The sequence below is a fragment of the Brevibacillus reuszeri genome (assembly GCF_001187725.1).
In the GTDB taxonomy this organism is placed as follows: domain Bacteria; phylum Bacillota; class Bacilli; order Brevibacillales; family Brevibacillaceae; genus Brevibacillus; species Brevibacillus reuszeri.
Window position 1 is genome coordinate 2,008,040 of record NZ_LGIQ01000009.1, and the last position, 26,648, is coordinate 2,034,687.

Genomic DNA, 26,648 nt, shown 5'->3' on the forward strand with positions numbered 1-26,648 from the left:
ATGTTTATACTCGTAAACGGACTTATCGCGGGTCTGGGATTGGCAGCGTTTCTCGCACTGGGTGACGGATTGTTTGATACACAAACGTTTCCTGTGCTTATAGACCTCAGCTATGTACCTGGTATGGAAAATCTGCCATCTATTGTAGAGCTGTTGATTCATCTCCTGATTAGTGTCATCATTGCCTTTTTTCTGATGCACTTTTATCCGCGGGAGCGGGGGGCAGGTTCATTCAAATATCTTGGAATCTGGATGCTTGGTTTTGCCGTAGCTTTTTTGCCTTTCAGTCTGCTGAGCAATACCCCCATGACATGGCTTGCCTTTTTGATTTGGGTGTTGGGACATTTGTTGTATACGATTATGCTTGCGATACAGGTCGGGCGAAATAGATAGCACAGACTAAAAGAATGAAGAAGATTTTGCCGAATATTCGGCATAGTGATGGTTTTTTGGCAGCATGGATGAGAGGAGTGAATGCCAGGATGCCGTTGTCTGATACGGTTGAAATGTTACAGGCCATTCTGGGGGCCATTGATGAAGGGATTCATGTGGTCGACGCTGAAGGGATTACCATTTTTTATAATCATGTTGCAGCCAAGCTGGACGGATTGACGTCAGATGAAGTATTGGGAAAGCCTCTTCTGGAGGTTTTTCCCTCATTAGATCGTGAATCGAGCACCTTGCTTCGAGTGATTGATAGCGGAGAATCCATTTACAACCAGACACAGGTATACAAAAACTGGAAGGGCATGCGTGTAGAAACGATCAATACAACACTGCCGGTGCGCGTTGGAAAAAGGCTTGTTGGCGCTGTCGAGGTAGCAAAGGATATCGGCAAGCTAAAAGCATTGTCCGAGCGATTGGTAGATTTGCAGGCGAAGATCAGCAAACCCAAACGAACAAAGCGTGCAGTGGATGAAGTCACGTTTCATTTTGAGGATATTTTAACGAGTAGTGAAAAAATGAAGCATCTGAAAGAACGCGCACGCCGTGCAGCACGTACGACCTCACCTGTTCTCCTATACGGCGAGACAGGGACGGGAAAGGAGCTGTTCGTTCAATCGATTCACCAGGCTTCGTCCCGCAGCACGATGCCGTTTATCGCGCAAAACTGTGCTGCTCTCCCTGCCTCTCTGTTGGAAAGCTTGCTTTTTGGTACAACAAAAGGGAGCTTTACGGGAGCAGATGATCGTCCCGGTTTGTTTGAATTGGCGGATGGAGGAACCTTATTTTTAGATGAATTAAACAGCATGCCACTCGATTTACAGGCGAAGCTACTGCGTGTTTTGCAGGACGGACAAATCAGGAGAATCGGCGGTGGTCAATCGACGAGGGTGGATGTGCGTGTGATCGCTGCTGTCAATGAAGCGCCGCAATCCCTTGTTCAGCGAGGGCTGATGCGGGCAGACCTGTATTACCGGATCAATGTCGTTTCGTTTGAATTGCCACCTTTGCGCGAGCGCAGAGAAGACATTGATCTTTTGGTAGGGCATTTCCTGGATAAATTTAACCAGCAATTCGGGATGAACGTACAGCAGGTCAGCACGAAGGTAGCACGCTTATTTGCAGTATATGACTGGCCGGGTAACGTCCGCGAGCTGGAGCATGTCGTGGAAGCGGCGATGAATATGGTCGAGGAACAGACGATCGAGATGGAGCATTTACCGCCACATGTACTGGAACGCAATTTGTCAGGGATAGCTGGAGCGGAGCCGATGATGGATTTAGCAGCCTTGCTGCAGGCTGGGGATGGGCGTACTCTGCCAGACATCATGCGAGAGCTTGAGGAGCGAATGATTGGAGACGCGATGAAAACGACCGATGGCAATGTGCTCCGTGCCGCAAAGCTGCTCGGGATCCCAAGACAGACCTTGCAATACAAGCTGTCACAGCGGATGATTCCACCCTGTTGAATGCCGAAAATTCGGCAGAACAAGACAATGACCAAAAGGAAGATGCGCTTACAAAACGCTCTATTCCTTATTTTCTAAATCTTTTGATTTAGTTGGCACGACCCTTGCATCTCTTTCTTGGCGAGTGAAACGCATGAGCTTCACTACTGATGAGAGGAGATGTGACGCAGATGACGGTAGCAACAAAACGTGACTGGCGCTCGGTTGATCTTTGGAAGGATGTAACAGACGAACAATGGAATGACTGGATGTGGCAATTGACCCACACTATTAAAACGGTTGATGACTTGAAAAAGGTAATTAATCTGACTCCAGAAGAGGAAGAGGGCGTGCGCATTTCCACGCAAACGATTCCTTTGAATATTACGCCTTATTACGCCAACCTGATGGACCCAGACGATCCAACTGATCCGGTTCGCATGCAATCTGTACCTCTGTCCTCCGAGATGGTTCGGACAAAATACGACATGGAAGACCCGTTGCATGAGGATACGGACTCACCCGTACCTGGACTGACTCATCGCTATCCAGACCGTGTTCTGTTCCTGGTAACAAACCAATGCTCCATGTATTGCCGTTACTGTACACGCCGCCGCTTCTCCGGTCAGATCGGTATGGGTGTGCCAAAGAAACAGCTCGATGCTTGTATCGATTACATCCGCAGCAGACCAGAAGTACGCGATGTCCTGCTCTCTGGTGGCGACGGTTTGCTCATCAACGACCGCATCCTGGAATATATCATCAGCAGCCTGCGTGACATCCCGCATGTAGAAATCATCCGTATCGGTACACGTGCACCGGTTGTATTCCCGCAGCGCATTACCGAAAACCTGTGCAACATTTTGAAAAAGTATCATCCAGTGTGGCTCAATACACACTTTAACCACCCAAAAGAAATCACGCCAGAAGCGAAGCAAGCTTGCGAAATGCTGGCAAACGCTGGTGTGCCGCTCGGAAACCAGGCTGTTATTTTGGCTGGTATCAACGATTGCGCCAATACGATGAAAAAGCTCGTGCAGGATTTGGTGAAAATTCGCGTGCGTCCATACTACATCTATCAATGCGACCTGTCTGAAGGGATCGGCCACTTCCGCGCTCCAGTCAGCAAAGGGATCGAAATCATTGAACACCTGCGCGGCCATACCTCTGGCTATGCAGTACCGACCTTCGTTGTCGATGCTCCGCACGGCGGCGGAAAAATTCCGGTCAGCCCGAACTACATCATTTCCCAAGCGTCGGATAAAGTGGTTCTGCGCAACTTCGAGGGTGTGATCACCTCGTATCCAGAGCCGAAGCATTACCATGAGCATGATGAAGAAAACTGCGAATTCTGCATTGCTGCAAAAGGTAAGGCAGTTGGTATCGCGGCACTCATGCAGGACGAAATAGACAATCTGGAGCCGACCGATCTGCCGCGTAACAAACGGATCAAGGCAACCAAGGTCAAATCCTTGGCAGACGTTCGTATCGAGCAAAAAACGAAAAAGGAAGAGACAGATACCGCTTCAAAAGAAGCATCTGGAAAATAATACAAAGGGACAGCTGCCATGTATGTGGTGGCTGTTTTTTTTGTGCACCATGAAAAAGTCATGACCGAAGTAGGACTAGATAGTCTGAATTTTCCTAACTCTTTATTGAGGATGGTTGATCTGGATTTTGTGTGATAAGATCAAGTTGTGATAAAAGTGAGCGATCGTTCAGTTTTGTTTCATTTTTCAAATAAATAAGTTTTACAGACTGAATAGTCATTCATTTTCATCCTTGATTCTGATAAGATAGCTACTAAAGACAACTCGCAATGAGGGGGAGAAAAAATGCTGGCACTTATTAATCTCATTGCTTTTTTCCTGGTATTGGCTTACGGGCTGTATTTGGCAGGACATGTTGTGTACAGCCGGTATTTGTTCATCAAGCTGGGAAAAAAGCCAGATGTGAAGGATGACTTTGGCGCACGTATCAACTTGATGCTGGACAACGTCATTTTCCACAAAAAGCTGTTAAAAGACAAAAAGAGTGGCGTCATGCACGTCGTTATGTTTTACGGCTTTATCCTTTTGCAGTTTGGTGCAATTGAGCTAGTCATCAAAGGTCTTTCCAACGGCTTTGAGCTTCCTTTTGGTAGCGCTCACAAATACTTCAGTGTCATGCAGGAAATCACAACCTTTTTAATCCTGGCCGCAGTTGGTTATGCCTTTTACCGCCGTTATATTGAAAAGCTGGGGCGTCTGAAGCGAGGCTTCAAATCGGGTATTGTCCTTTTACTCATCTCCTCCCTGATGGCGACGGTTCTTCTCTCTCTCGCTTTTGAGCAAATCTGGCTCGGGCATGAAGCTTCTGGCTTTGCTCCGATTTCGTCTCTTTTTGCGATGCTTTTCAGTGCACTGGGCGTAGGCACGACAGCCGCTGCTGTACTCTTTTACGTTTTCTGGTGGCTGCACCTGATTATTTTGTTGGGCTTCGCTGTATATGTACCGCAGTCCAAGCACGCGCACTTGCTGTTTGCCCCAGTCAATGTCTGGTTTAAAAAGCTGGACCCGCCTGGCAAGCTCTCCAGCATTAATTTTGAGGATGAGACGCAAGAGGTGTTTGGGGTCGGAAAGATCGAGGACTTTACGCAAACACAGCTGATTGACCTGTACGCTTGTGTAGAGTGCGGTCGCTGCACGAATATGTGCCCGGCCTCCGGTACAGGGAAGATGCTTTCTCCGATGGATCTGATCACGAAAATGCGTGATCATCTGACAGAAAAAGGAGCTGCGGTTACCTCGCGTACGCCGTGGATGCCGAGCTTTGCCTTTGCACAAACAACAGCAAACCAGATCGCGTTTCAATCCTCTGAGGTGGCAGCGACTGCCGAGGGTGCAACTGCATCGGTTTATGATAAAAATCTGATCGGCGATGTCATCACAGAGCAGGAGTTGTGGGCTTGTACGACCTGTCGCAACTGTGAAGACCAATGCCCGGTCATGAATGAGCACGTAGACAAAATTATCGACATGCGCCGTTATCTGGTCATGACAGAAGGCAGCATGCCACAAGAAGCACAACGTGCCTTGAACAATATCGAGCGCCAGGGCAATCCATGGGGAATCAACCGTAAAGACCGTACGAAATGGATTGAAGGTCTGAACGGGCAATATGAAGTACCTACGGTCAAGCAAGCAGAAGAATTCGAGTATTTGTTCTGGGTCGGTTCCATGGGCTCTTTTGACCTGCGCAGCCAAAAAATTTCCCAAGCCTTCGTCAAACTGATGCATGAAGCGGGCGTCAAGTTTGCGATTCTCGGCAATGAGGAAAAGAACTCCGGCGATACAGCAAGACGCATTGGAAACGAATTTTTGTTCCAGCAGTTGGCGCAAGAAAACATCGCCTTGTTCGAAGGCTATGAGGTTAAAAAGATCGTGACGTGTGACCCGCATGCGTACAATACGTTCAAAAACGAATATCCAGAATTCGGTCTCACGGCTGAGGTCTATCACCATTCCGAGCTGTTGGCGCAGTGGGTCAAAGAAGGTCGTCTCAAGCCGAACAAGGAAGTAAACGAGCGCATTACGTACCACGATTCTTGCTACCTCGGACGCTACAACGAAATTTACGACAAGCCACGCGTAATTCTGGAAGCCATTCCTGGCGTAGAGGTCGTGGAAATGAAGCGCAGCGGCTGTGACAGCATGTGCTGTGGTGCTGGTGGCGGCTTGATGTGGATGGAGGAGCATGAGGGCTCCCGTGTCAACGTGACGCGTACTGAGCAGGCTCTGGAGGTCAACCCGACAGCGATCGCGAGTGCTTGCCCATACTGCTTGACGATGATGAACGATGGAATCAAAACCAAAGAGCAGGAAGATCACGTAAAAACACGTGACGTGGCAGAAATTTTGGCTGACGCGATTTAAGCGTGTATGATAGGTTCGATCCCTACCGTTTTCACGAAGGTAGGGATTTTTCTTTTCTTTGCGAAAAAGTGAAAGAAATGCGGTGCTGCTGGATCAAAAGGAATGGAGGGGAGTGAGGGGGCTGGAACTGGCACATCATCAGTTGGATAAAACGAAGGAAGCGCTGTTTGAAGAAGTGATGCAGGCTTATTTGAAAAAGGTTTTGCGGCTCGTCTATCTGATCGTCAAAGACCGGAGCAGCGCAGAAGATATTACACAGGAAGTGTTCCTGAAAGCATACAAAAACCTGGGCAGCTTTCGTGAGGAGAGCTCGATGCAAACCTGGATCTACCGAATTGCTGTGAATGAAGCAAAGAAGCATCTACGTTCATGGTCTTTCCGAAAATTGTTTTATAAACCGGATGTGGATGCAGGGATCGTAGAGGACACCGCCTCGGCTGTAATTTTGTCCGAGCATCGTATTCGTTTTGCTCGCCACGTGATGGAACTCTCGAGTAGCTATCGGCAGCTGATTGTCCTTCACTACTACGAGGAGCTGTCCGTTGAAGAAGTAGCAGACATTCTGGGCATTTCAACAGGTGCGGTATACACCAAGCTGCATCGCGCACGTCAAAAACTGAAGGAACGGCTGGAGAAGGAGGGAGCATGGTGAAGCTGGAGAAAATGCTGGAGGAATTTAAAGAAACCGCGAACCAAACGCTGCTGCGTGACCTGCACGATACGACGAAGCTGGAGCAGCAAATTCGCCAGAAAATGAATACCAGTCACAACAGGAAACGACCATATCTCGCCTACACGGTATGTGCAGCGGTTGCCATTGTCATGCTCTTCGGCGGGGCTGCTCCTTTTTTCAAACAAAATGAAACAGTCGGTGGTGGTCATGCGACAACTGTCCCTCCTGCCGTTCTTCCATCCGATCCATTGATCATGCAAAAAGTACAGGAGCTGAAAAGCTTGCTGCACATTGATCTGTCGCAGGAGCAAGTAAAAGAGCAGCTCTCGACACCTGACCATGTGGCAAGTGAAAACGGTGGAAGCGGAGATGATGGAGCAGATGAGTATTGGGAGTACTCTCTTCTCAGCAAAGTAGGATATGTGTCATCACCGAAAGCGATGATTATGATTGACGAGGAAAGATTGCTAAATAGAGACACCGCTATTTCCGTCAACATTGCCTGGAAGGATAAGAAGCTTCATTGGTATTCCTTGATCTATCCGCAGGGCAAAGAGATTTATTTATACAAAATGAATAGCAACGGAACCGTCTCAGAAAGTAGGGTCTTAGAATCGCAATCACCCCCATCGATACTGGACCTGACTCCCGAAGAGGAACAGCTCTATTTCAGCTACATGGATAAGAAAAAAGACGAGATTTTACGTGATATGACGATAGAACAAATCTTGAAAATGTATATAAGAGCGCAGCAAGACGGAGACCTCGAGATGCAATACGCCTTGCATATCCAGGATGAGGAATACGAGAAGCCGACTCTGGAACAATTTTTAAGCGATGTGAAAAAAGATCCGATCGGGGCCGAAAACACCATGAGACATGTGAAAATGCTCCGGGAGCAGGCGGATAGTATGGAGTACCAGTGGACTGATAAAACGGAAGGTATCGTCTGGATCAAGTTCAAAGATGACCGTAAAAAATTAGGATATCGCATGATCCATAACAAGCAGCGCATCTGGAAAGTAAGCTGGATGCCGTTGCAATAGCACAAGCAGCCTGACAATCGAGAAAAGTCAGGCTGTTCTTTTTTTCGTAATTCATTGACTAATCCGATGGAAGACGGCAAAATAAAGATATACAAAAATGAGCGAACGCTCGATCATTTTGATTTTCGTTGTACAGATGAGTGCAACCGCAGCATCGCCAAAAAGCACGGCGTAGCCAGGTTTTCTAAATGAGCTATTCTGCAGCAGAATGGAGGATTATTCGATGAAAACAGTGATAGTGGGGGCAGCACGTACCCCGTTCGGTAAGTTTGGAGGTTCATTGAAAGCTTTGTCTGCTGTAGATTTGGGTGCCGTGGTGATCAAGGAAGCTCTGGAGCGCTCCGGTATCGCGGGAGCCCAGGTGGACGAGGTCATCATGGGGATGGTCGTACAGGCTGGAGCGGGTCAGGTTCCGTCCCGTCAGGCCGCCAGAAAAGCGGGAGTGCCCTGGGATGTAGCGAGCGAGACGATCAACAAGGTATGTGCATCCGGGATGCGTGCAGTAACGATGGGAGATCAGATTATTCGAGCAGGAGATGGCGAAATTATCGTCGCAGGCGGTATGGAAAGCATGAGCAATGCGCCTTATGCCCTGCCAGACGCTCGTTACGGGATGCGGATGGGGGACGCGACGGTTCGAGATTTGATGATGTACGACGGGCTTACCTGTCCGTTTGATCAGGTGCCGATGGCCATTCATGGAAGCAATGTGGCAGAAGAGTACGAAATTACTCGTGAGGCACAGGATGAGTGGGCACTTCGCAGCCAGCAGCGCGCGGCACAGGCAGTTGCCAACGGAAGGTTTGACGAAGAGATCGTGGCAGTATCGATCCCGCAGAGAAAAGGCGATCCCGTGCAGGTCACGAAAGACGAGGGACCGCGCCCGGATACGACACGGGAGGGACTCGCCAAGCTGCCGCCGGTTTATAAAAAGGACGGAACGATTACAGCGGGCAATGCTCCCGGAATCAATGACGGCGCCGCAGCGATGGTCTTGATGTCCGACGCCAAGGCGGAAGAGCTGGGCATCAAGCCTTTGGCAACCATCCTCGGACATGCACAGGTAGGAGCAGAAGCACCGTATATTGCGACAACTCCGGGCCTCTCCATCAATAAGCTTTTGGAAAAGACCGGATACTCGATCGAAGATATTGACTTGTTGGAGGTCAACGAGGCGTTTGCAGCTGTGACACTAATAAGCGGGAAAATCGCCGGTTGGGATGATGAAAAAGTCAATGTAAACGGGGGAGCGATCGCGCTCGGTCACCCGATCGGAGCGAGTGGAGCACGCATCATCATGCACCTCGCGTATGAGCTGAAAAGACGCGGTGGGGGCCTTGGCATCGCAGCGATATGCAGCGGAGCGGCACAGGGTGACGCCATCCTGATTAAAGTGGAGTAGGGGGCCTTTTTACATGAGCGTACAAACGATTATGGTCATCGGAGCGGGACAAATGGGCAGCGGAATCGCCCAAGTAGCAGCACAGGCTGGCTTTCAGGTTTACTTGAACGACGTTCGTCAGGAATTCGTGGAGCGCGGATTGGCAACGATTACGGGCAATCTTTCGCGTAGTGTGGAAAAAGGCAAGCTCAGTGAAGAGGAAAAACAAGCGATTCTCTCTCGTCTTGTTTTGTCGACGGATTTGGCTGACGGCAAGAATGCCGATTTTGTTGTAGAAGCCGTTACAGAGAATATGGCTGTCAAAACACAAATTTTTACCAAGCTCGATGAGGTATGTCCACCACATACCATTCTGGCGAGCAACACCTCCTCGTTGCCTATTACCGAAATCGCGGCAGTGACCAAGCGACCTGAAAAAGTAATCGGCATGCACTTCATGAACCCGGTTCCTGTGATGAAGCTGGTCGAAATCATTCGCGGCTTGCAGACAGCAGATGAGGTATATCAGCTGACAGAGGATTTATCCAAGCAGATGGACAAGGTGCCTGTCAGTGTGAATGACTTCCCTGGATTTGTCTCGAATCGTGTGCTGATGCCGATGATCAACGAAGCGATCTATTGCGTGTACGAAGGGGTTGCGACTCCAGAGGCGATTGACGAAGTAATGAAGCTGGGGATGAATCATCCGATGGGACCGCTTAAGCTCGCTGATTTCATTGGCCTGGATACGTGCCTCTACATCATGGAAGTTCTGCACGAAGGATTTGGGGACTCCAAGTACCGCCCATGTCCACTTCTGCGGAAGTATGTAAAAGCTGGCTGGCTCGGTAAAAAATCCGGTCGAGGTTTCTACACGTACAACTAACAGAGAATTTCGTATGGAAAGGTAGGACGGACATGGATTTTCGATTGAATGAAGAACATGAAATGATGCGACGCATGGTGCGCGATTTTGCTCAAAAGGAGATTGCGCCCTTCGTCCCGGTAATGGAGGAGACGGATCAGTTCCCGCGCCACATTATGAAGAAGATGGGCGAAATGGGACTGATGGGAATTCCGATTGCCGAGGAATGGGGCGGAGCAGGTGCGGATTTTATCTCCTACATTTTGGCGATTCATGAGATATCCAAGGTAAGTGCAACCGTAGGCGTAATCTTGTCGGTGCACACTTCAGTAGGAACGAATCCGATTCTTTATTTTGGAACTGAGGAGCAGAAGAAAAAATACGTACCAAAGCTGGCAAGTGGTGAATATCTCGGAGCGTTTGCTCTCACGGAGCCGCACGCAGGCTCGGACGCAAGCAGTATTCGGACGACAGCTGTGCGCCAGGGTGATGAATACATCCTCAATGGAAACAAGGTGTTTATCACAAATGGCGGCGAGGCAGATACGTACATCGCTTTTGCTGTAACCGATTCCACCAAAGGAACGAAAGGAATTTCTGCCTTTATTGTGGAAAAGGATACACCAGGATTTACCGTTGGGAAAAAGGAAAAGAAGATGGGGCTGCACGGCTCCTATACAACAGAGCTGGTATTTGACAATGCGCGTGTACCCGCTGCCAATCTGCTCGGTGATGAAGGAGAAGGCTTTTGCATCGCAATGGCAAATCTGGACTCAGGACGGATCGGGATTGCAGCACAGGCATTGGGCATTGCCGAGGCTGCAGTACAGTACGCCACAGACTACGCAAAAGAACGCAAGCAGTTTGGTCAGGAAATTGGCAAACAGCAGGCGATCGGCTTCAAGCTTGCGGATATGGCGACAAAAGCGGAAGTAGCTCGCCTGTTGGTCTACCGTGCTGCGTGGCTCAGAAGCCAGGGAATCTCCTGCGGGATGGAAGCATCCATGGCCAAGCGCTTTGCGACAGATACCGCGATGGAACTGGCGACAGAAGCAGTGCAAATTTTTGGCGGCTACGGCTACACGAGGGAATACCCGGTTGAAAGGTTGTTCCGTGATGCCAAGGTTACTCAGATTTACGAAGGAACCAACGAGATTCAACGTATCGTGATCGCCAAGCATTTGCTTGCTGACTAATCAAACATAATCCGGCGGGAGCTTTTCCTGATACGGACTTGTGAACAGCACATGGGGGAGTGATAGAAATGAATTTCCAACTGACTGAAGAACATGACATGATGCGAAAAATGATCCGCGACTTTGCCGAGACCCAAGTGGCACCGACAGCTGCGGAACGTGATGAGGAAGAGCGTTTTGACCGTTCTATTTTCGAACAGATGGCAGAGCTTGGACTGACCGGTATTCCATGGCCGGAGGAATATGGTGGAGCAGGCGCTGACTATTTGAGCTACGTCATTGCAGTGGAAGAACTCTCCCGTGTGGATGCCTCGATTGGTGTGACTTTGTCCGCACAGGTTTCATTGGCTAGCTGGCCACTCTATAAGTTTGGTACGGAGGAGCAAAAGCAAAAGTTCCTGCGTCCGTTGGCAGAAGGAAAGAAAATGGGTGCTTACTGTTTGACGGAGCCAGGCTCTGGTTCAGATTCGGCAGGAATGCGCACGACTGCGGTACTTGATGGCGACCACTACGTATTAAACGGAAGCAAAATCTTCATTACCAACGCCGGAGAAGCCGAAATCTACATCGTTTTTGCTGTTACCAGTCCTGAGCTGAAGCACAAAGGCATCACAGCCTTTATCGTGGAAAAAGGCATGGACGGCTTTACGATGGGGAAAAAGGAAAAGAAACTGGGGATTCGTTCCTCGCCAACACTGGCGGTGAATTTTGATAATGTCCGCGTGCCGGTAGAAAACATGCTGGGCGAAGAAGGTCAAGGCTTCAAAATTGCAATGATGACCTTGGATGGAGGACGTAACGGAATCGCAGCACAAGCACTGGGAATTGCCCAAGGTGCATTCGAGCATGCGCGTGATTACGCCAAAGAACGCAAGCAGTTTGGCAAACCGATCGCTGCATTGCAGGCGATCCAGTTTAAACTGGCGGATATGGCGACCAAAATCGAGGCAGCGCGTCTGCTTACGTACCAAGCAGCGTGGCTGGAGGATCAAGGCTTGCCATACGGAAAAGCATCTGCGATGTCCAAGGTATTTGCAGGAGATGCAGCGATGGAAGTAACAACTGAGGCTGTGCAAGTATTCGGTGGCTACGGCTACACGCGCGAGTATCCGGTGGAGCGCTTCATGCGGGATGCGAAAATCACGCAAATCTATGAAGGAACCAACGAAATTCAGCGTGTCGTCATTAGCAATTACTTGCTGAAAGAATAGAAGCGCCACGATAAAAAAGTCGGCACTAAAAACTTTCTTTGGCGGTACTGGTTTTTCGATGTGTAGGAACAATGAAAAGAAAGGTTTGGCATTAGGCTCTTACTCGCGTATAATGGTTGCGAAACGATACAGAGTAGAGTGTTTGCACCTTTCTTTTCTATAAGGTGTCTGACCAAACGCTCAGTCGGTTGGAAAGGTGGATTTATTGTGTCCGAAAAGAGAAAGACCATACCGTCCCTAGTAAAGGACCCTAAGCTGATTGAAAAACGGCGGGAACAGATTATTGAGGCTGCCGTCCATCTCTTTATTCATAAAGGCTTCCATAAAACGACGACGAGAGAGATTGCTCGGGCGTCTGGTTTTAGTATCGGAACTTTATACGAATATATTGAGTCAAAAGAAGATGTTCTCTATCTTGTATGCGATGCGATCCATGCCGAGATGGAAACACGTTTGCGTGAAGCCATTAATTTTAACGGGACGGGTCTGAAGATTTTGAAGCTCGCACTCAAGAGCCTCATTCGTGTGATGGACCAGATGGGCGACCGCGTATTGCTCATTTATCAAGAATCCAAATCGCTTCCAAAAGAAACGCTTCGCTATGTGCTGGGGCGCGAGGAAGAAATTTCGCAAATTTTTGTGGAGATCCTGCATCGTGGAATCGCCGACGGATCCCTGCGTATTGATGAGAAGCATGTCAAGCTGATGGCTGACAATATCATGGTGCTGGGTGAGATGTGGGTATTCCGCCGTTGGGCGCTGCACAAGCACTATTCATTGGAGGAGTACACCGAGAAGCAGATTACGCTGTTGCTTCGTGAGATCAGTGTCTCCGAATGAATAGGAAACGTTTAAGGTGGCCTCGATAGAGGTTTTCTTAACGGCTTTCTAAAAAGATTCTCGGGGAGAGTGGAACGATGGAAACCGAAGTGTATCGTCCGCAAAACAAGGTTCGATTTGTGACCGCAGCCAGCTTGTATGACGGTCATGACGCCTCGATCAATATTATGCGTCGTATTTTGCAATCATCGGGAGTAGAAGTGATTCATTTGGGTCATAACCGTTCCGTTGACGACATTGTGACGGCTGCCGTACAAGAGGATGTGCAAGGAATTGCGATCAGCTCTTATCAGGGTGGCCATGTGGAATATTTTAAGTACGTAATTGATCTGTTGCGCGAGCGAGGAGCTGAACATATCCGCGTGTTTGGTGGTGGAGGCGGTGTTATCGTTCCACGCGAGATTCGAGAGCTCGAAGAATATGGCGTCTGTAAAATCTATTCGCCTGATGACGGCAGACATCTAGGTCTGCAAGGCATGATTAATGATATGATTCAGAGATCTGACTTTCCGACCGTCAAGCAGCTTGGCGAAGAGGTAGCAGGACTGCACGAGCAAAACCACAAGGCGATAGCCCAGCTTATTTCCGTTGCTGAGTATGCCGTCGATGCAAAGGAATGGGCAGAGCCGCTCAACAGCAGCTTGAGTGAACCAGAAGCTACGATCCCCGTACTCGGGATTACCGGTACAGGCGGTGCGGGAAAAAGCTCGTTAACCGATGAACTGGTTCGCCGTTTTGTTCGCACCTATGCAGATAAGACGGTTGCAATTTTGTCTATCGACCCATCCAAGCAAAAATCGGGTGGGGCGTTACTTGGCGACCGCATCCGTATGAACGCCAATAACACACCACGCGTCTACATGCGCAGCTTGGCTACACGTAAATCCGGTATGGAGCTGTCCGCAGCGGTAAAGGACGCGATCCGGGTAGCACGTGCGGCTCATTTTGATCTGATTATTGTAGAGACGAGCGGGATTGGTCAGGGAGATGCACAGGTAACGGAAGTGTGCGATGTCTCTATGTACGTGATGACCAGTGAGTTCGGAGCTCCTTCTCAGCTCGAAAAAATCGACATGCTCGATTTTGCTGATTTGATCGCGATTAACAAATTTGAACGCAAAGGCTCGGAGGATGCGCTGCGGGAGGTGCGCAAGCAGTATCGCCGCAACCATCAGCTGTTTGAGCTCCCAGACGAAAAGGTACCTGTCTATGGAACGATTGCCAGCCAGTTTAACGACCCGGGCACCAATGTGTTGTTCGCTGCATTGATGCACCGAATCGTCGAGAAAACAGGTATAGACTGGGCTGTTGACGGTCTGGATACGACTCCGGTGAAAATTCATAAAACTTCGTTGATTCCGACAGAAAGAATCAACTATTTACAAGAGATCGCCAATACCGTACGCCAATATCGCCAATATACAGAAGAGCAGTCTGCCATCGCACGCAAGCTGTTCCAATTGCATGGGGCAAAGGAAACGCTGCTTGCTTCAGGGGATTCCGCTGCCTCTGAGGTTGCTCTTGTGCTTGATCGTCAAATCACTTTGTTCGAGGAAAAGCTCCACCCAGAGTGCAAGCACATTCTGGAAAACTGGCCAAAGCTTAAGGCAGCGTACAAACAAGATCAGCTGGTCACGAAAATCCGCGACAAGGAAATCGTCACCAAGCTGTTTACCGAGTCCTTGTCAGGCACACGGATTACAAAAGTAGCTTTTCCAGACTACGAGGACTGGGGCGAGCTGTTGAAATGGACAATGAAAGAAAATGTGCCAGGTGAGTTCCCGTATACAGCAGGTGTCTTTCCGTTCAAACGGGAAGGGGAGGATCCGAAGCGGCAATTTGCGGGTGAAGGAACTCCAGAGCGGACGAACAGACGCTTTCATTTCCTGTCGCAAAATGACGAGGCGAAGCGGCTTAGTACGGCCTTTGACTCTGTAACTCTTTATGGGGAAGACCCGGATTATCGTCCCGACATTTATGGGAAAATCGGTACGAGCGGCGTAAGCATTTGTACGTTGGATGACATGAAAAAGCTGTATGCAGGCTTTGACCTGTGTGCTCCAAGCACATCTGTATCCATGACGATCAACGGACCGGCTCCGATGATTTTGGCGATGTTCATGAATACGGCGATCGAGCAGCAAATCGAGGCATTTGTCCAACGCGAAGGGCGCCAGCCTACAGAGGAAGAAAGCGCCAAAATAAAAGCGTATACGCTCTCAACTGTCCGCGGAACGGTGCAGGCGGATATCCTCAAAGAAGATCAGGGGCAAAATACGTGCATTTTCTCCACAGAGTTTGCGCTGCGGATGATGGGCGATATCCAGCAGTACTTTATCGACAATAAGGTGCGTAATTACTATTCTGTCTCCATCTCTGGCTATCACATCGCCGAGGCGGGAGCCAATCCGATTACGCAGCTTGCCTTTACGCTGTCCAACGGCTTTACGTATGTGGAGTATTATTTGAGCCGCGGGATGCATATTGATGACTTTGCGCCGAATCTGTCCTTTTTCTTCTCCAATGGACTTGATCCCGAGTACACGGTTATTGGTCGGGTAGCTCGCCGCATCTGGGCTACCGTGATGAAAAATCGCTACAGCGGCAATGATCGTAGCCAAAAGCTGAAATACCATATCCAGACTTCCGGGCGTTCACTGCATGCGCAGGAAATGGATTTTAATGATATCAGAACGACGCTGCAAGCGCTGGTAGCGATTTACGACAACTGCAACTCTCTTCATACCAATGCGTATGATGAAGCGATTACGACCCCGACAGAGAACTCTGTGCGCCGTGCGATGGCGATTCAGATGATCATCAATAAAGAGATGGGTCTCGCGAAAAATGAGAATCCACTCCAGGGTGCATTCATCATCGATGAGCTTACTGATCTGGTTGAAGAGGCGGTTATGCAGGAGTTTGAGCGCATCAGCTCTCGTGGCGGTGTGCTGGGTGCGATGGAGACACAGTACCAGCGTGGCAAAATCCAGGATGAGTCCATGTATTACGAGATGAAAAAGCATACGGGTGAGCTGCCGATTATCGGGGTGAACACCTTTATTAATCCAAATGCGTCCGAGGATGATTATGAGATCGAGCTGGCTCGTGCGACCGAGGACGAAAAGGAGCAGCAAATTATCAATCTTCGCGCTTTCCAGGATGTGAATCGCGACAAGTCACAGCAAGCCTTGCGCAAGCTGCAAGAGGTGGCGATGTCAGGCGGAAATATCTTTGCGGAGCTGATGGAAACGGTGAAGGTAGCGTCCCTTGGACAGATTAGTGCAGCGCTGTACGAGGTAGGCGGACAATATCGCAGAAATATGTAACAAAACGATCAAGCCCCGTTTTCCCCTCTCGTAGGGGGACAAAAGTGTTTGACTGCAAGCGTCACATCTACTTTTGTGAAAAACCTCGAGACGTTTTTTGAAGAAAAGGGAATCCCTCGGTGTCATGCCGAGGGATTGTTTGCTGACTCGTAGTCTAGCGGTTTGCGTGGGAATTTTTTACTTGCTCCGTATATTGTTCTGATTTTCCTCGGGGAACGCTTAAATTTTTCCAGGAAGTGTCTCTGATCTGCTTTCCGATGTAGACGATTTGACCGATATGGTAGGAGTAATGGGAGAGCTGGCGCTGGATCGCTTTTAGCACAGAATGGGGTTCATTTCGAATCGTAACGGTCTTCATCAGATCATCTGGACCAAGCGAAGACAAAGCCGCAAACAGCGCATCCCAGCCTTTATCCCAAGCGGACAATAGTTCTTCCTTGCTTGGGTAGCTGCCTTCGAATTCCAGGTCGCGGTTGCGCTCTGCCTTTTCTCCATCGCTGTGCAGAAAGTCTGTCCATCTCGCAATCATATTGCCGCTCAGGTGCCGCACGATAACCGCGATGCTGTTCGACTCGCTGGAAGGTAATTGATTGAGCTCTTCGAGTGTGAGTTGTTCCATCGCTTTTTCTGCTAACTTTTTTACATCATGAAATTTTTCAGTTGTACATGAAAGAAATTCCTTTCCCAGGTCCACCGGCATTCTCTCCTTTCCTGTATACATTATGATGATACAATTCGTGGGAATAAACGGAAAGGATTCGGATGTCGATAATAAATGGTTCGTCCCCGTTTGAAAGCCTTGCATTTTCGTCTAAAATAAGGAATACTGTATGATAGCCTTCGTATGTTGTACAATCGAAGAATTCGCTATTATCATTGATTTACCTATACAAAACCCGCGTCTCTTGAAAGTGGCGAGGACTGTATTGAAGCCAATAGTTTTCTAATGGAAAGGACGTGCCCTGAGTGAGTCAATTGTTTGCTCATATTGATTCCGAGAAACTGAGTGAGATGGCATTGGTTGACATTGCGTATGAAATCTTGCGTGAAACCAATCGTACCTACAACTTCCGCGAGCTGATGGATGAACTGGTCACCCTGCGTAAGATGACAAACGAACAACTCATGGCTATCATCGCTCAAGTATACACAGAAATTAATATTGATGGCCGTTTCGTTTGCCTGGGTGACAATGTCTGGGGCTTGAAGCGCTGGTACCCGACTGACACCGTTGAGGAAACACAAGAAGGCGGCGGAACCAAGAAGAAGAAAGTGGTTATGGACGACGACTTCGATGATTACGATGCTGAGGATGAAAGCGTGGAAGAATTCGAAGAAGACGATATTGTTATTTTTGAAGAAGATGAAGACTTCGTTGACGAGGACGCCGAAATTGAGGAAGAAGAGATTGAAGGCGAGATTGACGAAGAAGAGTTGGAAGAAGACGAGGAAGAAATGTTTGAAGACGAAGAGATGGAAGATGGGGATTCGGCTGACGACCTCGATGAGGATGAAGAGAAATTATAAGTCCTTGACTTCCGCTTGAGGGACAGATAAAATACTCCTTGGGCTTCACATGAAGAAGTTTAAATAAGGGAAACTATAAAACAAAAGTGCCCCTACCCCATGTCTGCACGGGATAGGACTCGCTTTTGTTTTTCTTTTTTTTGGAGCCGTCCTCATCCGTATTTTTACCGTATAAGAATTTATAAGCGCGACGCTAATAAATTCTGGAGCGCATGAAAACTTACCGCAAATACGCGGTCGCTCCTCCTTGATGTAGCCTCGATAGGGGTTTTCTTATTGGGCTGGAAGGCATGATTGCTGCACCGACCTTCCTCAAGCATGCGGTTTGTTCCTTTGATGAGCAGTCCGCAATAAAGGTGTTTCTATTACAACTTAAGGGTTAGGGAAAGAGGGGGCGTTAACGATGACGAAGTATATTTTTGTGACAGGCGGGGTCGTATCCTCGTTAGGAAAAGGAATTACAGCGGCTTCTCTGGGCCGACTCCTAAAGAATCGGGGACTCAAGGTAACCATCCAGAAGTTTGACCCATACATCAACGTTGACCCGGGAACAATGAGCCCGTATCAGCACGGTGAAGTATTTGTTACAGATGACGGGGCAGAAACAGACCTGGATTTGGGCCACTACGAGCGTTTTATTGACATCAACCTGAGTGCGAACTCCAACGTGACGAGTGGTAAAATTTACTCGACTGTTATCGCAAAAGAGCGCCGTGGCGACTACTTGGGTGGAACGGTTCAAGTTATCCCACACATCACCAATGAGATCAAGGACCGTGTATTCCGCGCAGGTCGTGAAACTGGGGCCGATGTGGTGATCACGGAGATTGGCGGAACTGTTGGTGATATCGAGAGCTTGCCTGTACTCGAAGCGATCCGTCAAATCAAGAGTGATATCGGGCGCGAGAACGTTATGTACATTCACGTAACCTTGGTGCCATACATCAAGGCAGCAGGTGAAATGAAAACAAAACCGACTCAACACAGCGTAAAGGAATTGCGCAGCCTGGGTATTCAACCAACCGTCATCGTGACACGTACAGAACAACCTATGACGCAAGAAATGAAAGACAAGCTTGCTTTGTTCTGTGACATTGACAAAAATGCTGTTATTGAGTGTGTGGATGCAGAAACGCTTTATGATGTTCCACTTCAATTGCAAGCACAAGGCTTGGACGATTATGTTTGCCGCCATCTCGGTCTGACCTGCCACGAAGCAGATATGACGGAATGGAAAGCACTCGTTAGCAAAATCAAAAACCTGTCCAAAACAACAACTATTGCTATCGTTGGTAAGTATGTAGAGCTGCATGATGCTTATTTGTCTGTTGCAGAGGCACTGTACCATGCTGGATATGCCAATGATTCTAATATCGAAATCAAATGGGTAAGCGCGGAAGAAGTAACGCCTGAAAACGTAGGCGAACTGCTCGGCGATGTAAATGGGATTCTCGTACCAGGCGGCTTCGGTGATCGCGGTATTGAAGGTAAAATCATCGCTACGCGTTATGCTCGTGAACATAAAGTACCTTTCTTCGGTATTTGCTTGGGTATGCAAATCGCAGTTATCGAATACGCTCGCCACGTTGCCGGTATGGATGGAGCAAACAGCTCCGAGATCAATCCGAGCACACCGTTCCCGGTTATCGACCTGTTGCCTGAGCAAAAGGAAATCGAAGACAAGGGCGGCACCATGCGTCTGGGCGTTGGTCCTTCCAAAGTCGAAGAGGGCAGCCTGACAGCACAAGCTTACGGCAGCACATTAGTATATGAGCGTCATCGTCATCGTTATGAAGTGAACAATGAGTACCGTGAGCAATTGGTTCAGCAAGGACTGCGCATCGCAGGTACTACACCAGATGGCCGTCTGGTGGAAATCGTGGAAGTTCCAGACCACCCTTGGTTCCTGGCTACCCAATTCCATCCAGAGTTTACTTCTCGTCCGAACCGTCCACAACCATTGTTCCGTGATTTTGTAAAAGCTTCCCTGAACCTGAACAAATAAATAACTCGATAAAAAATGCACCAGCGACCGTGTGTCGTTGGTGCGTTTTCTCTGTAACCTAATGAAAAAGTGGAGCGAGCCAGGCTACCCAATACGCTGCTGGGGCGAGCAGGACTTGCGCCAATATCGTACCAAAAAAGCGGGAAATCATAAGCCAAAGATACATATTGCGGATGGAATCATGGGTAGCTTGTCCTTGCATGGCCTTTTCTGTTAAAAGGGCTACCTGCGGGTCTACCAGAATCGTCATGAAAATGGTAGCAAAGCCGTTAATCATCCCGGAGGACATCAGTACCGTCGCTTTGTAATCTGGGACCAGCAGAATGGCGTAGAGACTGGCGAGGACGCTGCTCGTGTAAACGGCAGTTCCCAGGGCATTGAGAAGCAGAAGCCTTTTCGGGACTCCCTGGATGCGAAAGCGTGAAATAAACTGCAGGTTGGGGATCCGTACGTGATGACGAACGCGCCTGATGCTATCTATCGTCACTGCGGTACGCAGCATCTGCGGAATCGACCCGGCAAGCTCCAAATGCGATATCAATCGTTTGGAGAGCTGGACAAACGTCGGAAACAGAAAAATAGCCGCCAGAGTGCCCAGTGATGATGCAGCGATGATCAAATGGAGCTTCAAGCTCGGATCCGCATGAGAGATAGACGCCTGGTCCATCAAGCCACCAGTGAAAGGTCCCTGAATCAGGTTGGAAGTACGCGATATCAGCAGGACGATCCCGACAAGCGACAAGGCAACGGCGAGTCTGCCTGTCACAACTCCCGCAAAACGAATTCCATACGACAGCGTCTCTGTCGTGTGAATAATAAAGGTTAACAAACAAATCAGCCATAAAGCATCCATGTGAGAAAGCAGCACTCCTCGCTCAAGCTGAAAAATGGTATTCCCAATTATACCTTAAGTGGTTGAAGAGGGAAATTTTCAATGCAATCCGGCAGGAGTTTCCTATATTTAGGCGAACCCTAATGATTTAAGGAAAAGGCTTTCGTCAGGGGGGAATCGAAGTGTTGGACAAACATGATAAAAAAGTACTGGTTGTGGATGATCAGTACGGTATCCGTATTTTGCTGTATGAGGTACTAGGTAAGGAAGGCTACAAGACGTTTCAAGCAGCAAATGGGAAAATGGCGCTGGAAATCGTAGAAAAGGAATCGCCAGATCTGGTCATTCTCGACATGAAGATCCCTGGCATGGATGGCATCGAAATCTTAAAGCACATCAAGAAAATCAATCAGGATATCAAAGTAATCATGATGACAGCGTACGGAGAGCTGGACATGATTAAAGAAGCAACACAGCTTGGTGCCTTGACGCATTTTACCAAGCCATTCGATATAGACGAACTGCGAATGGCCGTTCATCAGCAGCTGGCTTGCTAGTCTATTATGCCTCACTTGTATGGGTACAAGCGTACCTGTTAACAAGCGGGTGACTGTGGTATAATAAGCCACATGACTGAAGTCTGCTAGAGGAGGATTTACAATAATGCCACTGGTACCTATGACCGCTTTTACCGAAGACGTCAGATTGCATAAATACGCCGTCGGTCAATTTAACCTGAACAATCTGGAGTTTACTCAAGCGATTACAGAAGCAGCTATGGAAGAAAAGTCGCCTGTAATCTTTGGTGTTTCTGAAGGAGCACTTAAATACATGGGGTTGGATTATACCGTAGCCATTGCCAAAGTGGCAGCAGAACGCGCAGGAGTTCCGGTAGCGCTGCATCTTGACCATGGTAGTAACTTTGACATGGTTATGAAGTGCATCCGCGCAGGATTCTCTTCTGTTATGTTTGACGGTTCCCACCATTCATTTGAAGACAACCTTCGCCTGACCAAACAGGTTGTAGAGGCTGCGCATGCAGTTGGCGTTTCTGTTGAAGGTGAACTCGGTACCATCGGTGGGGTAGAGGACGACCTGTCCGTTGACGAGGAAGATGCTACCCTGGCAAATCCAGAGGAAGCGATTCGCTTCTGGGAAGAAACCAAAGTAGACTATGTAGCTATCGCTGTGGGAACAGCACACGGTATGTACAAAGGGGTTCCAAAAATCCGCTATGATATCATCGAAAAAGTAGCGAACAACATCGGTGCGCCAATCGTGCTGCACGGTGGTTCCGGCGTTCCAGATGATGCAATCGTGAAATCGATTAGCCTGGGCGTAGGGAAAATCAATGTAAACACGGAAAGCCAAGTCGCATGCACCGAAGCGGTACGCAAAGCACTAGCTGCCAAACCGAATGAGATCGACCCACGCAAATACTTGGGTCCTGCTCGCGATGCGATTAAGGAAGTAGTAAAAGGCAAAATGCGTCTATTCGGCAGTAGCAACCGCGCGTAACCAAGGAGGCCTATCATGCGTTTTTTGATTGATACAGCAAACGTTGAAGAAATTCGCGAAATTCACGAGTGGGGAGTTCTTGCGGGCGTTACCACAAACCCTTCTTTGGTAGCAAAGGAAGGCCGTGATTTCGTAGAGACTTTGAAAGAAATTATCGATATCGTTGATGGCCCGATCAGTGCTGAAGTAATTAGCGTTGATGCTAAGGGCATGATAGAAGAGGGAGAGAAGCTAGCTTCACTGTCTAAAAACATCGTAATCAAGCTGCCGATGACTGCAGAAGGACTGAAAGCAGCGAAATACTTTTCCAAGCGTAAAATCAAAACCAATGTAACTTTGGTATTCTCTGCAAACCAGGCGTTGCTGGCTGCACGTGCAGGCGCGAGCTTCGTGTCTCCGTTCTTGGGTCGTTTGGACGACATTGGACAAGACGGAATGCAATTGATCGAAGATATCGCAGAGATCTTCTCTGTACATGGTATTGAAACAGAAATTATCTCTGCGTCTGTTCGCCACCCTGTTCATGTGACAGAAGCGGCTCGCCGTGGTTCGCACTACGCGACAATCCCGGCAAAAGTATTCAAGCAACTGATTGCTCATCCGCTTACTGATAGCGGGCTGGAAAAATTCCTGGCTGACTGGGCAAGCATGCAAAAATAATAGGACACCTATTGAAAGTCCGAGCACCTTTTCCATTGGGGAAGGTGCTTCTTTCCCGATTACGCCTGAGGAGAGCAAAGCATGGATAAGCTGATCATCAATGGTGGGAAACCGCTCGCGGGGACGGTTACCATCAGCGGAGCAAAAAACAGCGCTGTCGCACTGATTCCAGCCGCGTTGCTGGCAGATGGACCCGTTGTCATCGAGAATCTGCCCCGTATTCAGGATGTAGATATTTATCATGAGCTTCTGCAAGAAATGGGAGCTGACGTGCTGTTCGAAGAAGATTGGATGGAAATAGATGGGCGCATGATGCAGCTAATGCTGATGCCTAATGGCCGGATTAAAAAGCTTCGTGCCTCTTATTATTTATGGGGTGCGCTTTTGGCCAAATTTGGCGAAGCGCAGGTCGGATTGCCAGGTGGTTGTGATTTAGGGCCACGTCCCGTCGATTTGCATATCAAAGGTTTTGAGATGATGGGCGCTGAAGTGGAAAACAAGAATGGCGTGATGACCATTCGCGCCAAAAATGGTCGCCTGAGAGGCGCGCGCATTTACCTCGACTTGGTCAGTGTCGGAGCGACGATTAATATCATGCTTGCTGCTGCCAAAGCAGAGGGCGTGACTATCATTGAAAACGCTGCTCGTGAGCCGGAAATCGTTGATGTTGCTACCTTGCTGAACAACATGGGAGCGAATATCAAAGGTGCTGGAACGGATATGATCCGTATCCAGGGGGTAGAGAAGCTGCGCGGCTGCCGTCACACGATCATTCCTGACCGAATTGAAGCGGGCACATACATGATCGCGGCAGCAGCTACCAATGGCAATGTTTTGGTAGAGAATGTCATCCCCAAGCATTTGGAGTCGCTAACCGCCAAGCTTCGGGAAATCGGAGCACAAGTCGTGGAGATGGATGATTGTATACAAGTGATCGGACAGGATGGGTACCGTTCTATCGACGTGAAAACAAGTCCGTATCCTGGTTTTCCAACCGATCTGCAGCAGCCGATCACGACACTTTTAACCTTGGCAAAAGGTTCGAGTATTGTGACGGATAACATTTACAGCTCGCGTTTTCGGCATGTTGACGAGCTGCGACGCATGGGTGCAACACTGAAGGTAGAGGGACGCTCCGCTGTGATCGAAGGCGGAAGCAAGCTGAACGGCGCAAAAGTCGTAGCATCTGATTTGCGCGCAGGGGCAGCTTTGTTCATCGCAGGTTTGGCGACTAGCGGGACCACTGAGCTGGAAGGGCTGGACCACATTGATCGCGGCTATGAAAACTTAGTTGGAAAGCTGCAATCATTGGGAGCCGAAATACAACGGATAGGCTTGCAGCCTTTAGAAAACCACCAGCGTTAACCAACCACCAGGAGAGGAGTCTTCCAGAATGGAACGCAGTTTAACACTAGAACTGGTTAGAGTGACCGAGGCAGCAGCTTTGGCTTCTGCCAGTTGGATGGGTCTAGGAAAAAAAGATGAGGCTGATGATGCAGCAACGACCGCCATGCGTAAAGAGTTTGAAAAAGTACCGATGGACGGAGTTGTTGTAATCGGTGAGGGAGAAATGGATGAGGCACCGATGCTCTACATCGGAGAGCGTTTGGGCCAAGGTGTAGCTCCTGCCGTGGACGTAGCTGTCGATCCTTTGGAAGGAACCAATATTCTCGCCAAAGGAACCTGGGGAGCCATCTCTGTTATTGCGATTGCTGACCGGGGAAATTTGTTGCATGCTCCTGACATGTATATGGAGAAAATTGCAGTAGGGCCGCAAGCGGTGGGCAAAGTAGATATTAATGCGCCCGTTCGGGATAATTTAAAGGCTGTCGCACAGGCACAAGGAAAAGACATCAGTGACTTGGTTGCAATCGTATTGGATCGGGACCGTCACCAAAAAATTATCCATGAAATTCGCGAAGCCGGCGCGCGCATTCGTTTGATTTCCGACGGAGACGTAGCGGCTGCAATCAACACAGCATTTCCAAATACCGGTGTAGACATTATGTTCGGTTCTGGCGGAGCGCCTGAGGGTGTATTGGCAGCGGTAGCGTTAAAATGTCTGGGCGGCGAAATCCAGGGAAGATTGTTGCCACAAAATGAGGAAGAGATTGCACGATGTGTAAAAATGGGGTTGACGAATCCGCATCAGGTTCTGTTCATGAACGACTTGGTGAAAGGTGATGACGCCATTTTTGCTGCCACGGGTGTCACAGATGGCGAATTGCTAAAAGGGATTCGCTTCCAAGGAATGCGTGCTACAACGAACTCTGTGGTTATGCGTGCAAAAACGGGTACAGTACGTTTCATTGAGGGGAACCACCGTTTGGAACGCAAAACGACTTTGTAGATCGTTTCACGATCGTAGGTCTGACTCATAGAAGCGTTAAAGTAAAAAAAGAGTGGTGGATGTATGTTACTTTCTGAACTAGAAGAAAAGAAGCTGACCGATCTCTATAAGCTGGCAAAGGAATATCACATTCCTTACTACTCGCAGCTGAAGAAGAAAGAATTGATTTTCGCTATTCTTCGTGCGAGAGCTGAAAAAGACGGTCTGATGTTTATGGAGGGAGTGTTGGAAATCCTGCCAGAAGGCTATGGATTTCTGCGCCCCATCAACTATCTCCCAAGCTCGGAGGATATCTACATCTCCCAATCGCAGATTCGCCGTTTTGATCTGCGAATGGGAGATGTGGTGTCGGGTAAAGCCCGGCCGCCAAAGGAAAACGAGCGATATTTCGGCCTGTTGCAAGTAGAAGCAGTAAACGGAGAAGACCCTGAAACAGCTGCAGAGCGTCTTCATTTCCCCGCTTTGACACCGCTGTATCCTCAAACCAAGCTTGTGTTGGAAACAGCTCCTGAACGAGTTTCTACCCGCCTGATGGATCTCCTGGCTCCTGTTGGACTCGGCCAACGTGGATTAATCGTGGCTCCGCCAAAAGCGGGGAAAACGATGCTACTCAAAGAGATTGCCAACAGCATTACGGAGAGTCGCCCTGATATCCATTTGTTTGTGCTGCTCATTGATGAGCGTCCGGAAGAGGTTACGGATATGCAGCGTTCCGTCAAAGGAGAAGTAGTTGCCTCTACCTTTGACGAATTGCCGGAGAATCATATCAAAGTAGCCGAGCTTGTGTTGGAGCGAGCGAAGCGTTTGGTAGAGCACAAAAAGGATGTAGTGATTTTGCTCGATTCGATCACTCGTTTGGCACGTGCGTATAATCTGGTGATTCCACCAAGTGGCCGTACGTTATCCGGGGGGATTGACCCAGCAGCTTTCCATCGTCCGAAACGGTTCTTTGGTTCTGCACGTAACATTGAAGAGGGCGGCAGCCTGACGATCCTCGCAACGGCTCTCGTAGAAACGGGTTCACGCATGGACGATGTGATCTACGAGGAGTTCAAAGGTACGGGTAACATGGAGCTTCATTTGGATCGCAAGCTGGCAGAACGCCGTATTTTCCCGGCAATCGACATTCGACGTTCTGGAACACGACGCGAAGAGCTGCTTTTGTCCAAGGAAGAGCTGGATAAGCTGTGGATGATCCGTAAAAATATGAACGAAACAAACGAGTTTGTGGATTCATTTATTAAAAAGCTGGCAGATACCAAGACAAACGACGAATTTTTACAAACCCTGGAATCCAAGCAAGGGCGAGGGAAAACTGCAAATACGACGGCGAGTTCTTCATGACTCTCCGTCATTTTTTTTTGCCCGCAGGCATACCGATAGGATGGAGGCGTAAATAAAGGAGGGGT

General features: G+C 48.8%; 22 protein-coding genes. 20 read left to right on the forward strand and 2 right to left on the reverse strand.

All coding sequences use genetic code 11. The annotated features are described in order from the left end of the window. From ADS79_RS23800 to icmF, 12 genes are all read left to right on the forward strand, one after another. Positions 1–393 (forward strand): hypothetical protein, encoded by a 393-nt coding sequence (locus tag ADS79_RS23800; protein WP_049740826.1) that lies wholly within the window; start codon positions 1–3, stop codon positions 391–393. Between the two features lie 89 nt (positions 394–482). Next, a complete protein-coding gene (locus tag ADS79_RS23805; protein ID WP_049740827.1) occupies positions 483–1,913 on the forward strand; it encodes a sigma-54 interaction domain-containing protein in 1,431 nt (476 codons plus the stop codon). A gap of 170 nt (positions 1,914–2,083) precedes the next feature. Beyond that, positions 2,084–3,442, forward strand: coding sequence for a lysine 2,3-aminomutase (gene kamA / locus ADS79_RS23810; protein WP_049740828.1), 1,359 nt, complete (start codon positions 2,084–2,086; stop codon positions 3,440–3,442). A 285-nt stretch (positions 3,443–3,727) separates the two neighbouring features. Then, entirely contained in the window at positions 3,728–5,806 is a 2,079-nt protein-coding gene (locus ADS79_RS23815) for a (Fe-S)-binding protein (RefSeq protein WP_049740829.1), read from the forward strand. 112 nt (positions 5,807–5,918) lie between these two features. Then, positions 5,919–6,458 carry a sigma-70 family RNA polymerase sigma factor gene (locus ADS79_RS23820; protein ID WP_049741126.1) on the forward strand — a complete coding sequence of 180 codons (540 nt, stop codon included), beginning with the start codon at positions 5,919–5,921 and terminating at the stop codon, positions 6,456–6,458. Beyond that, positions 6,455–7,525, forward strand: coding sequence for a hypothetical protein (locus ADS79_RS23825; RefSeq protein WP_049740830.1), 1,071 nt, complete (start codon positions 6,455–6,457; stop codon positions 7,523–7,525). Before ADS79_RS23820 ends, ADS79_RS23825 begins: the two co-directional genes overlap by 4 nt. A 223-nt stretch (positions 7,526–7,748) precedes the next feature. Then, positions 7,749–8,927 carry an acetyl-CoA C-acetyltransferase gene (locus ADS79_RS23830; protein ID WP_049740831.1) on the forward strand — a complete coding sequence of 393 codons (1,179 nt, stop codon included), beginning with the start codon at positions 7,749–7,751 and terminating at the stop codon, positions 8,925–8,927. A gap of 13 nt (positions 8,928–8,940) precedes the next feature. Beyond that, complete coding sequence (locus ADS79_RS23835) at positions 8,941–9,792, forward strand: 3-hydroxybutyryl-CoA dehydrogenase (protein WP_049740832.1); 852 nt, start codon at positions 8,941–8,943, stop codon at positions 9,790–9,792. A gap of 32 nt (positions 9,793–9,824) precedes the next feature. Then, positions 9,825–10,967 carry an acyl-CoA dehydrogenase gene (locus ADS79_RS23840; RefSeq protein WP_049740833.1) on the forward strand — a complete coding sequence of 381 codons (1,143 nt, stop codon included), beginning with the start codon at positions 9,825–9,827 and terminating at the stop codon, positions 10,965–10,967. A 68-nt stretch (positions 10,968–11,035) separates the two neighbouring features. Further along, the gene (locus ADS79_RS23845; protein ID WP_049740834.1) at positions 11,036–12,178 is read left to right on the forward strand and encodes an acyl-CoA dehydrogenase; all 1,143 of its coding nucleotides are present in this window, start codon (positions 11,036–11,038) and stop codon (positions 12,176–12,178) included. A gap of 207 nt (positions 12,179–12,385) precedes the next feature. Beyond that, the gene (locus ADS79_RS23850) at positions 12,386–13,018 is read left to right on the forward strand and encodes a TetR/AcrR family transcriptional regulator (protein WP_049740835.1); all 633 of its coding nucleotides are present in this window, start codon (positions 12,386–12,388) and stop codon (positions 13,016–13,018) included. Between the two features lie 77 nt (positions 13,019–13,095). Beyond that, on the forward strand, positions 13,096–16,347 hold the full coding sequence (icmF, locus tag ADS79_RS23855; protein ID WP_049740836.1) for a fused isobutyryl-CoA mutase/GTPase IcmF: 3,252 nt from the start codon (positions 13,096–13,098) through the stop codon (positions 16,345–16,347). A 154-nt stretch (positions 16,348–16,501) separates the two neighbouring features. On the opposite strand, the gene ADS79_RS23860 is transcribed toward icmF, so the two are convergent. Further along, complete coding sequence (locus tag ADS79_RS23860; protein WP_409362408.1) at positions 16,502–17,068, reverse strand: DUF1572 family protein; 567 nt, start codon at positions 17,066–17,068, stop codon at positions 16,502–16,504. Between the two features lie 245 nt (positions 17,069–17,313). On the opposite strand from ADS79_RS23860, the gene rpoE reads away from it, so the two are divergent. Continuing rightward, on the forward strand, positions 17,314–17,874 hold the full coding sequence (rpoE, locus tag ADS79_RS23865; protein WP_049740838.1) for a DNA-directed RNA polymerase subunit delta: 561 nt from the start codon (positions 17,314–17,316) through the stop codon (positions 17,872–17,874). 403 nt (positions 17,875–18,277) lie between these two features. After that, positions 18,278–19,879, forward strand: coding sequence for a CTP synthase (locus tag ADS79_RS23870; protein ID WP_049740839.1), 1,602 nt, complete (start codon positions 18,278–18,280; stop codon positions 19,877–19,879). A 58-nt stretch (positions 19,880–19,937) separates the two neighbouring features. On the opposite strand, the gene ADS79_RS23875 is transcribed toward ADS79_RS23870, so the two are convergent. Further along, positions 19,938–20,732: a lipid II flippase Amj family protein gene (locus ADS79_RS23875; RefSeq protein WP_049740840.1), complete on the reverse strand. Its 795-nt coding sequence runs from the start codon at positions 20,730–20,732 to the stop codon at positions 19,938–19,940. A 161-nt stretch (positions 20,733–20,893) separates the two neighbouring features. Between ADS79_RS23875 and ADS79_RS23880 the strand changes: the two genes are divergently transcribed. From ADS79_RS23880 to rho, 6 genes are all read left to right on the forward strand, one after another. Further along, entirely contained in the window at positions 20,894–21,268 is a 375-nt protein-coding gene (locus tag ADS79_RS23880) for a response regulator (RefSeq protein WP_049740841.1), read from the forward strand. A gap of 106 nt (positions 21,269–21,374) precedes the next feature. Continuing rightward, complete coding sequence (gene fba / locus ADS79_RS23885) at positions 21,375–22,229, forward strand: class II fructose-1,6-bisphosphate aldolase (protein WP_049740842.1); 855 nt, start codon at positions 21,375–21,377, stop codon at positions 22,227–22,229. Positions 22,230–22,244: 15 nt separating this feature from the next. Beyond that, positions 22,245–22,889: a fructose-6-phosphate aldolase gene (fsa, locus tag ADS79_RS23890; RefSeq protein WP_049740843.1), complete on the forward strand. Its 645-nt coding sequence runs from the start codon at positions 22,245–22,247 to the stop codon at positions 22,887–22,889. Positions 22,890–22,970: 81 nt separating this feature from the next. Beyond that, a complete protein-coding gene (locus tag ADS79_RS23895; RefSeq protein WP_049740844.1) occupies positions 22,971–24,254 on the forward strand; it encodes a UDP-N-acetylglucosamine 1-carboxyvinyltransferase in 1,284 nt (427 codons plus the stop codon). A 28-nt stretch (positions 24,255–24,282) separates the two neighbouring features. After that, positions 24,283–25,239: a class II fructose-bisphosphatase gene (gene glpX, locus ADS79_RS23900; RefSeq protein WP_049740845.1), complete on the forward strand. Its 957-nt coding sequence runs from the start codon at positions 24,283–24,285 to the stop codon at positions 25,237–25,239. A 63-nt stretch (positions 25,240–25,302) separates the two neighbouring features. Continuing rightward, positions 25,303–26,583: a transcription termination factor Rho gene (rho, locus tag ADS79_RS23905; protein WP_049740846.1), complete on the forward strand. Its 1,281-nt coding sequence runs from the start codon at positions 25,303–25,305 to the stop codon at positions 26,581–26,583. The last annotated feature ends 65 nt before the right edge of the window (positions 26,584–26,648 follow it).

Coding starts and splice junctions, on each gene's coding strand:
- ADS79_RS23895 (WP_049740844.1), top strand. CDS start 22,971: ATGGATAAGCTGATCATCAATGGTGGGAAACCGCTCGCGGGGACGGTT.
- fsa (WP_049740843.1), top strand. CDS start 22,245: ATGCGTTTTTTGATTGATACAGCAAACGTTGAAGAAATTCGCGAAATT.
- kamA (WP_049740828.1), top strand. CDS start 2,084: ATGACGGTAGCAACAAAACGTGACTGGCGCTCGGTTGATCTTTGGAAG.
- ADS79_RS23840 (WP_049740833.1), top strand. CDS start 9,825: ATGGATTTTCGATTGAATGAAGAACATGAAATGATGCGACGCATGGTG.
- fba (WP_049740842.1), top strand. CDS start 21,375: ATGCCACTGGTACCTATGACCGCTTTTACCGAAGACGTCAGATTGCAT.
- ADS79_RS23805 (WP_049740827.1), top strand. CDS start 483: ATGCCGTTGTCTGATACGGTTGAAATGTTACAGGCCATTCTGGGGGCC.
- icmF (WP_049740836.1), top strand. CDS start 13,096: ATGGAAACCGAAGTGTATCGTCCGCAAAACAAGGTTCGATTTGTGACC.
- rho (WP_049740846.1), top strand. CDS start 25,303: ATGTTACTTTCTGAACTAGAAGAAAAGAAGCTGACCGATCTCTATAAG.
- glpX (WP_049740845.1), top strand. CDS start 24,283: ATGGAACGCAGTTTAACACTAGAACTGGTTAGAGTGACCGAGGCAGCA.
- ADS79_RS23875 (WP_049740840.1), bottom strand. CDS start 20,732: ATGGATGCTTTATGGCTGATTTGTTTGTTAACCTTTATTATTCACACG.
- ADS79_RS23845 (WP_049740834.1), top strand. CDS start 11,036: ATGAATTTCCAACTGACTGAAGAACATGACATGATGCGAAAAATGATC.
- ADS79_RS23815 (WP_049740829.1), top strand. CDS start 3,728: ATGCTGGCACTTATTAATCTCATTGCTTTTTTCCTGGTATTGGCTTAC.
- ADS79_RS23800 (WP_049740826.1), top strand. CDS start 1: ATGTTTATACTCGTAAACGGACTTATCGCGGGTCTGGGATTGGCAGCG.
- ADS79_RS23835 (WP_049740832.1), top strand. CDS start 8,941: ATGAGCGTACAAACGATTATGGTCATCGGAGCGGGACAAATGGGCAGC.
- ADS79_RS23860 (WP_409362408.1), bottom strand. CDS start 17,068: ATGTATACAGGAAAGGAGAGAATGCCGGTGGACCTGGGAAAGGAATTT.
- ADS79_RS23830 (WP_049740831.1), top strand. CDS start 7,749: ATGAAAACAGTGATAGTGGGGGCAGCACGTACCCCGTTCGGTAAGTTT.
- ADS79_RS23870 (WP_049740839.1), top strand. CDS start 18,278: ATGACGAAGTATATTTTTGTGACAGGCGGGGTCGTATCCTCGTTAGGA.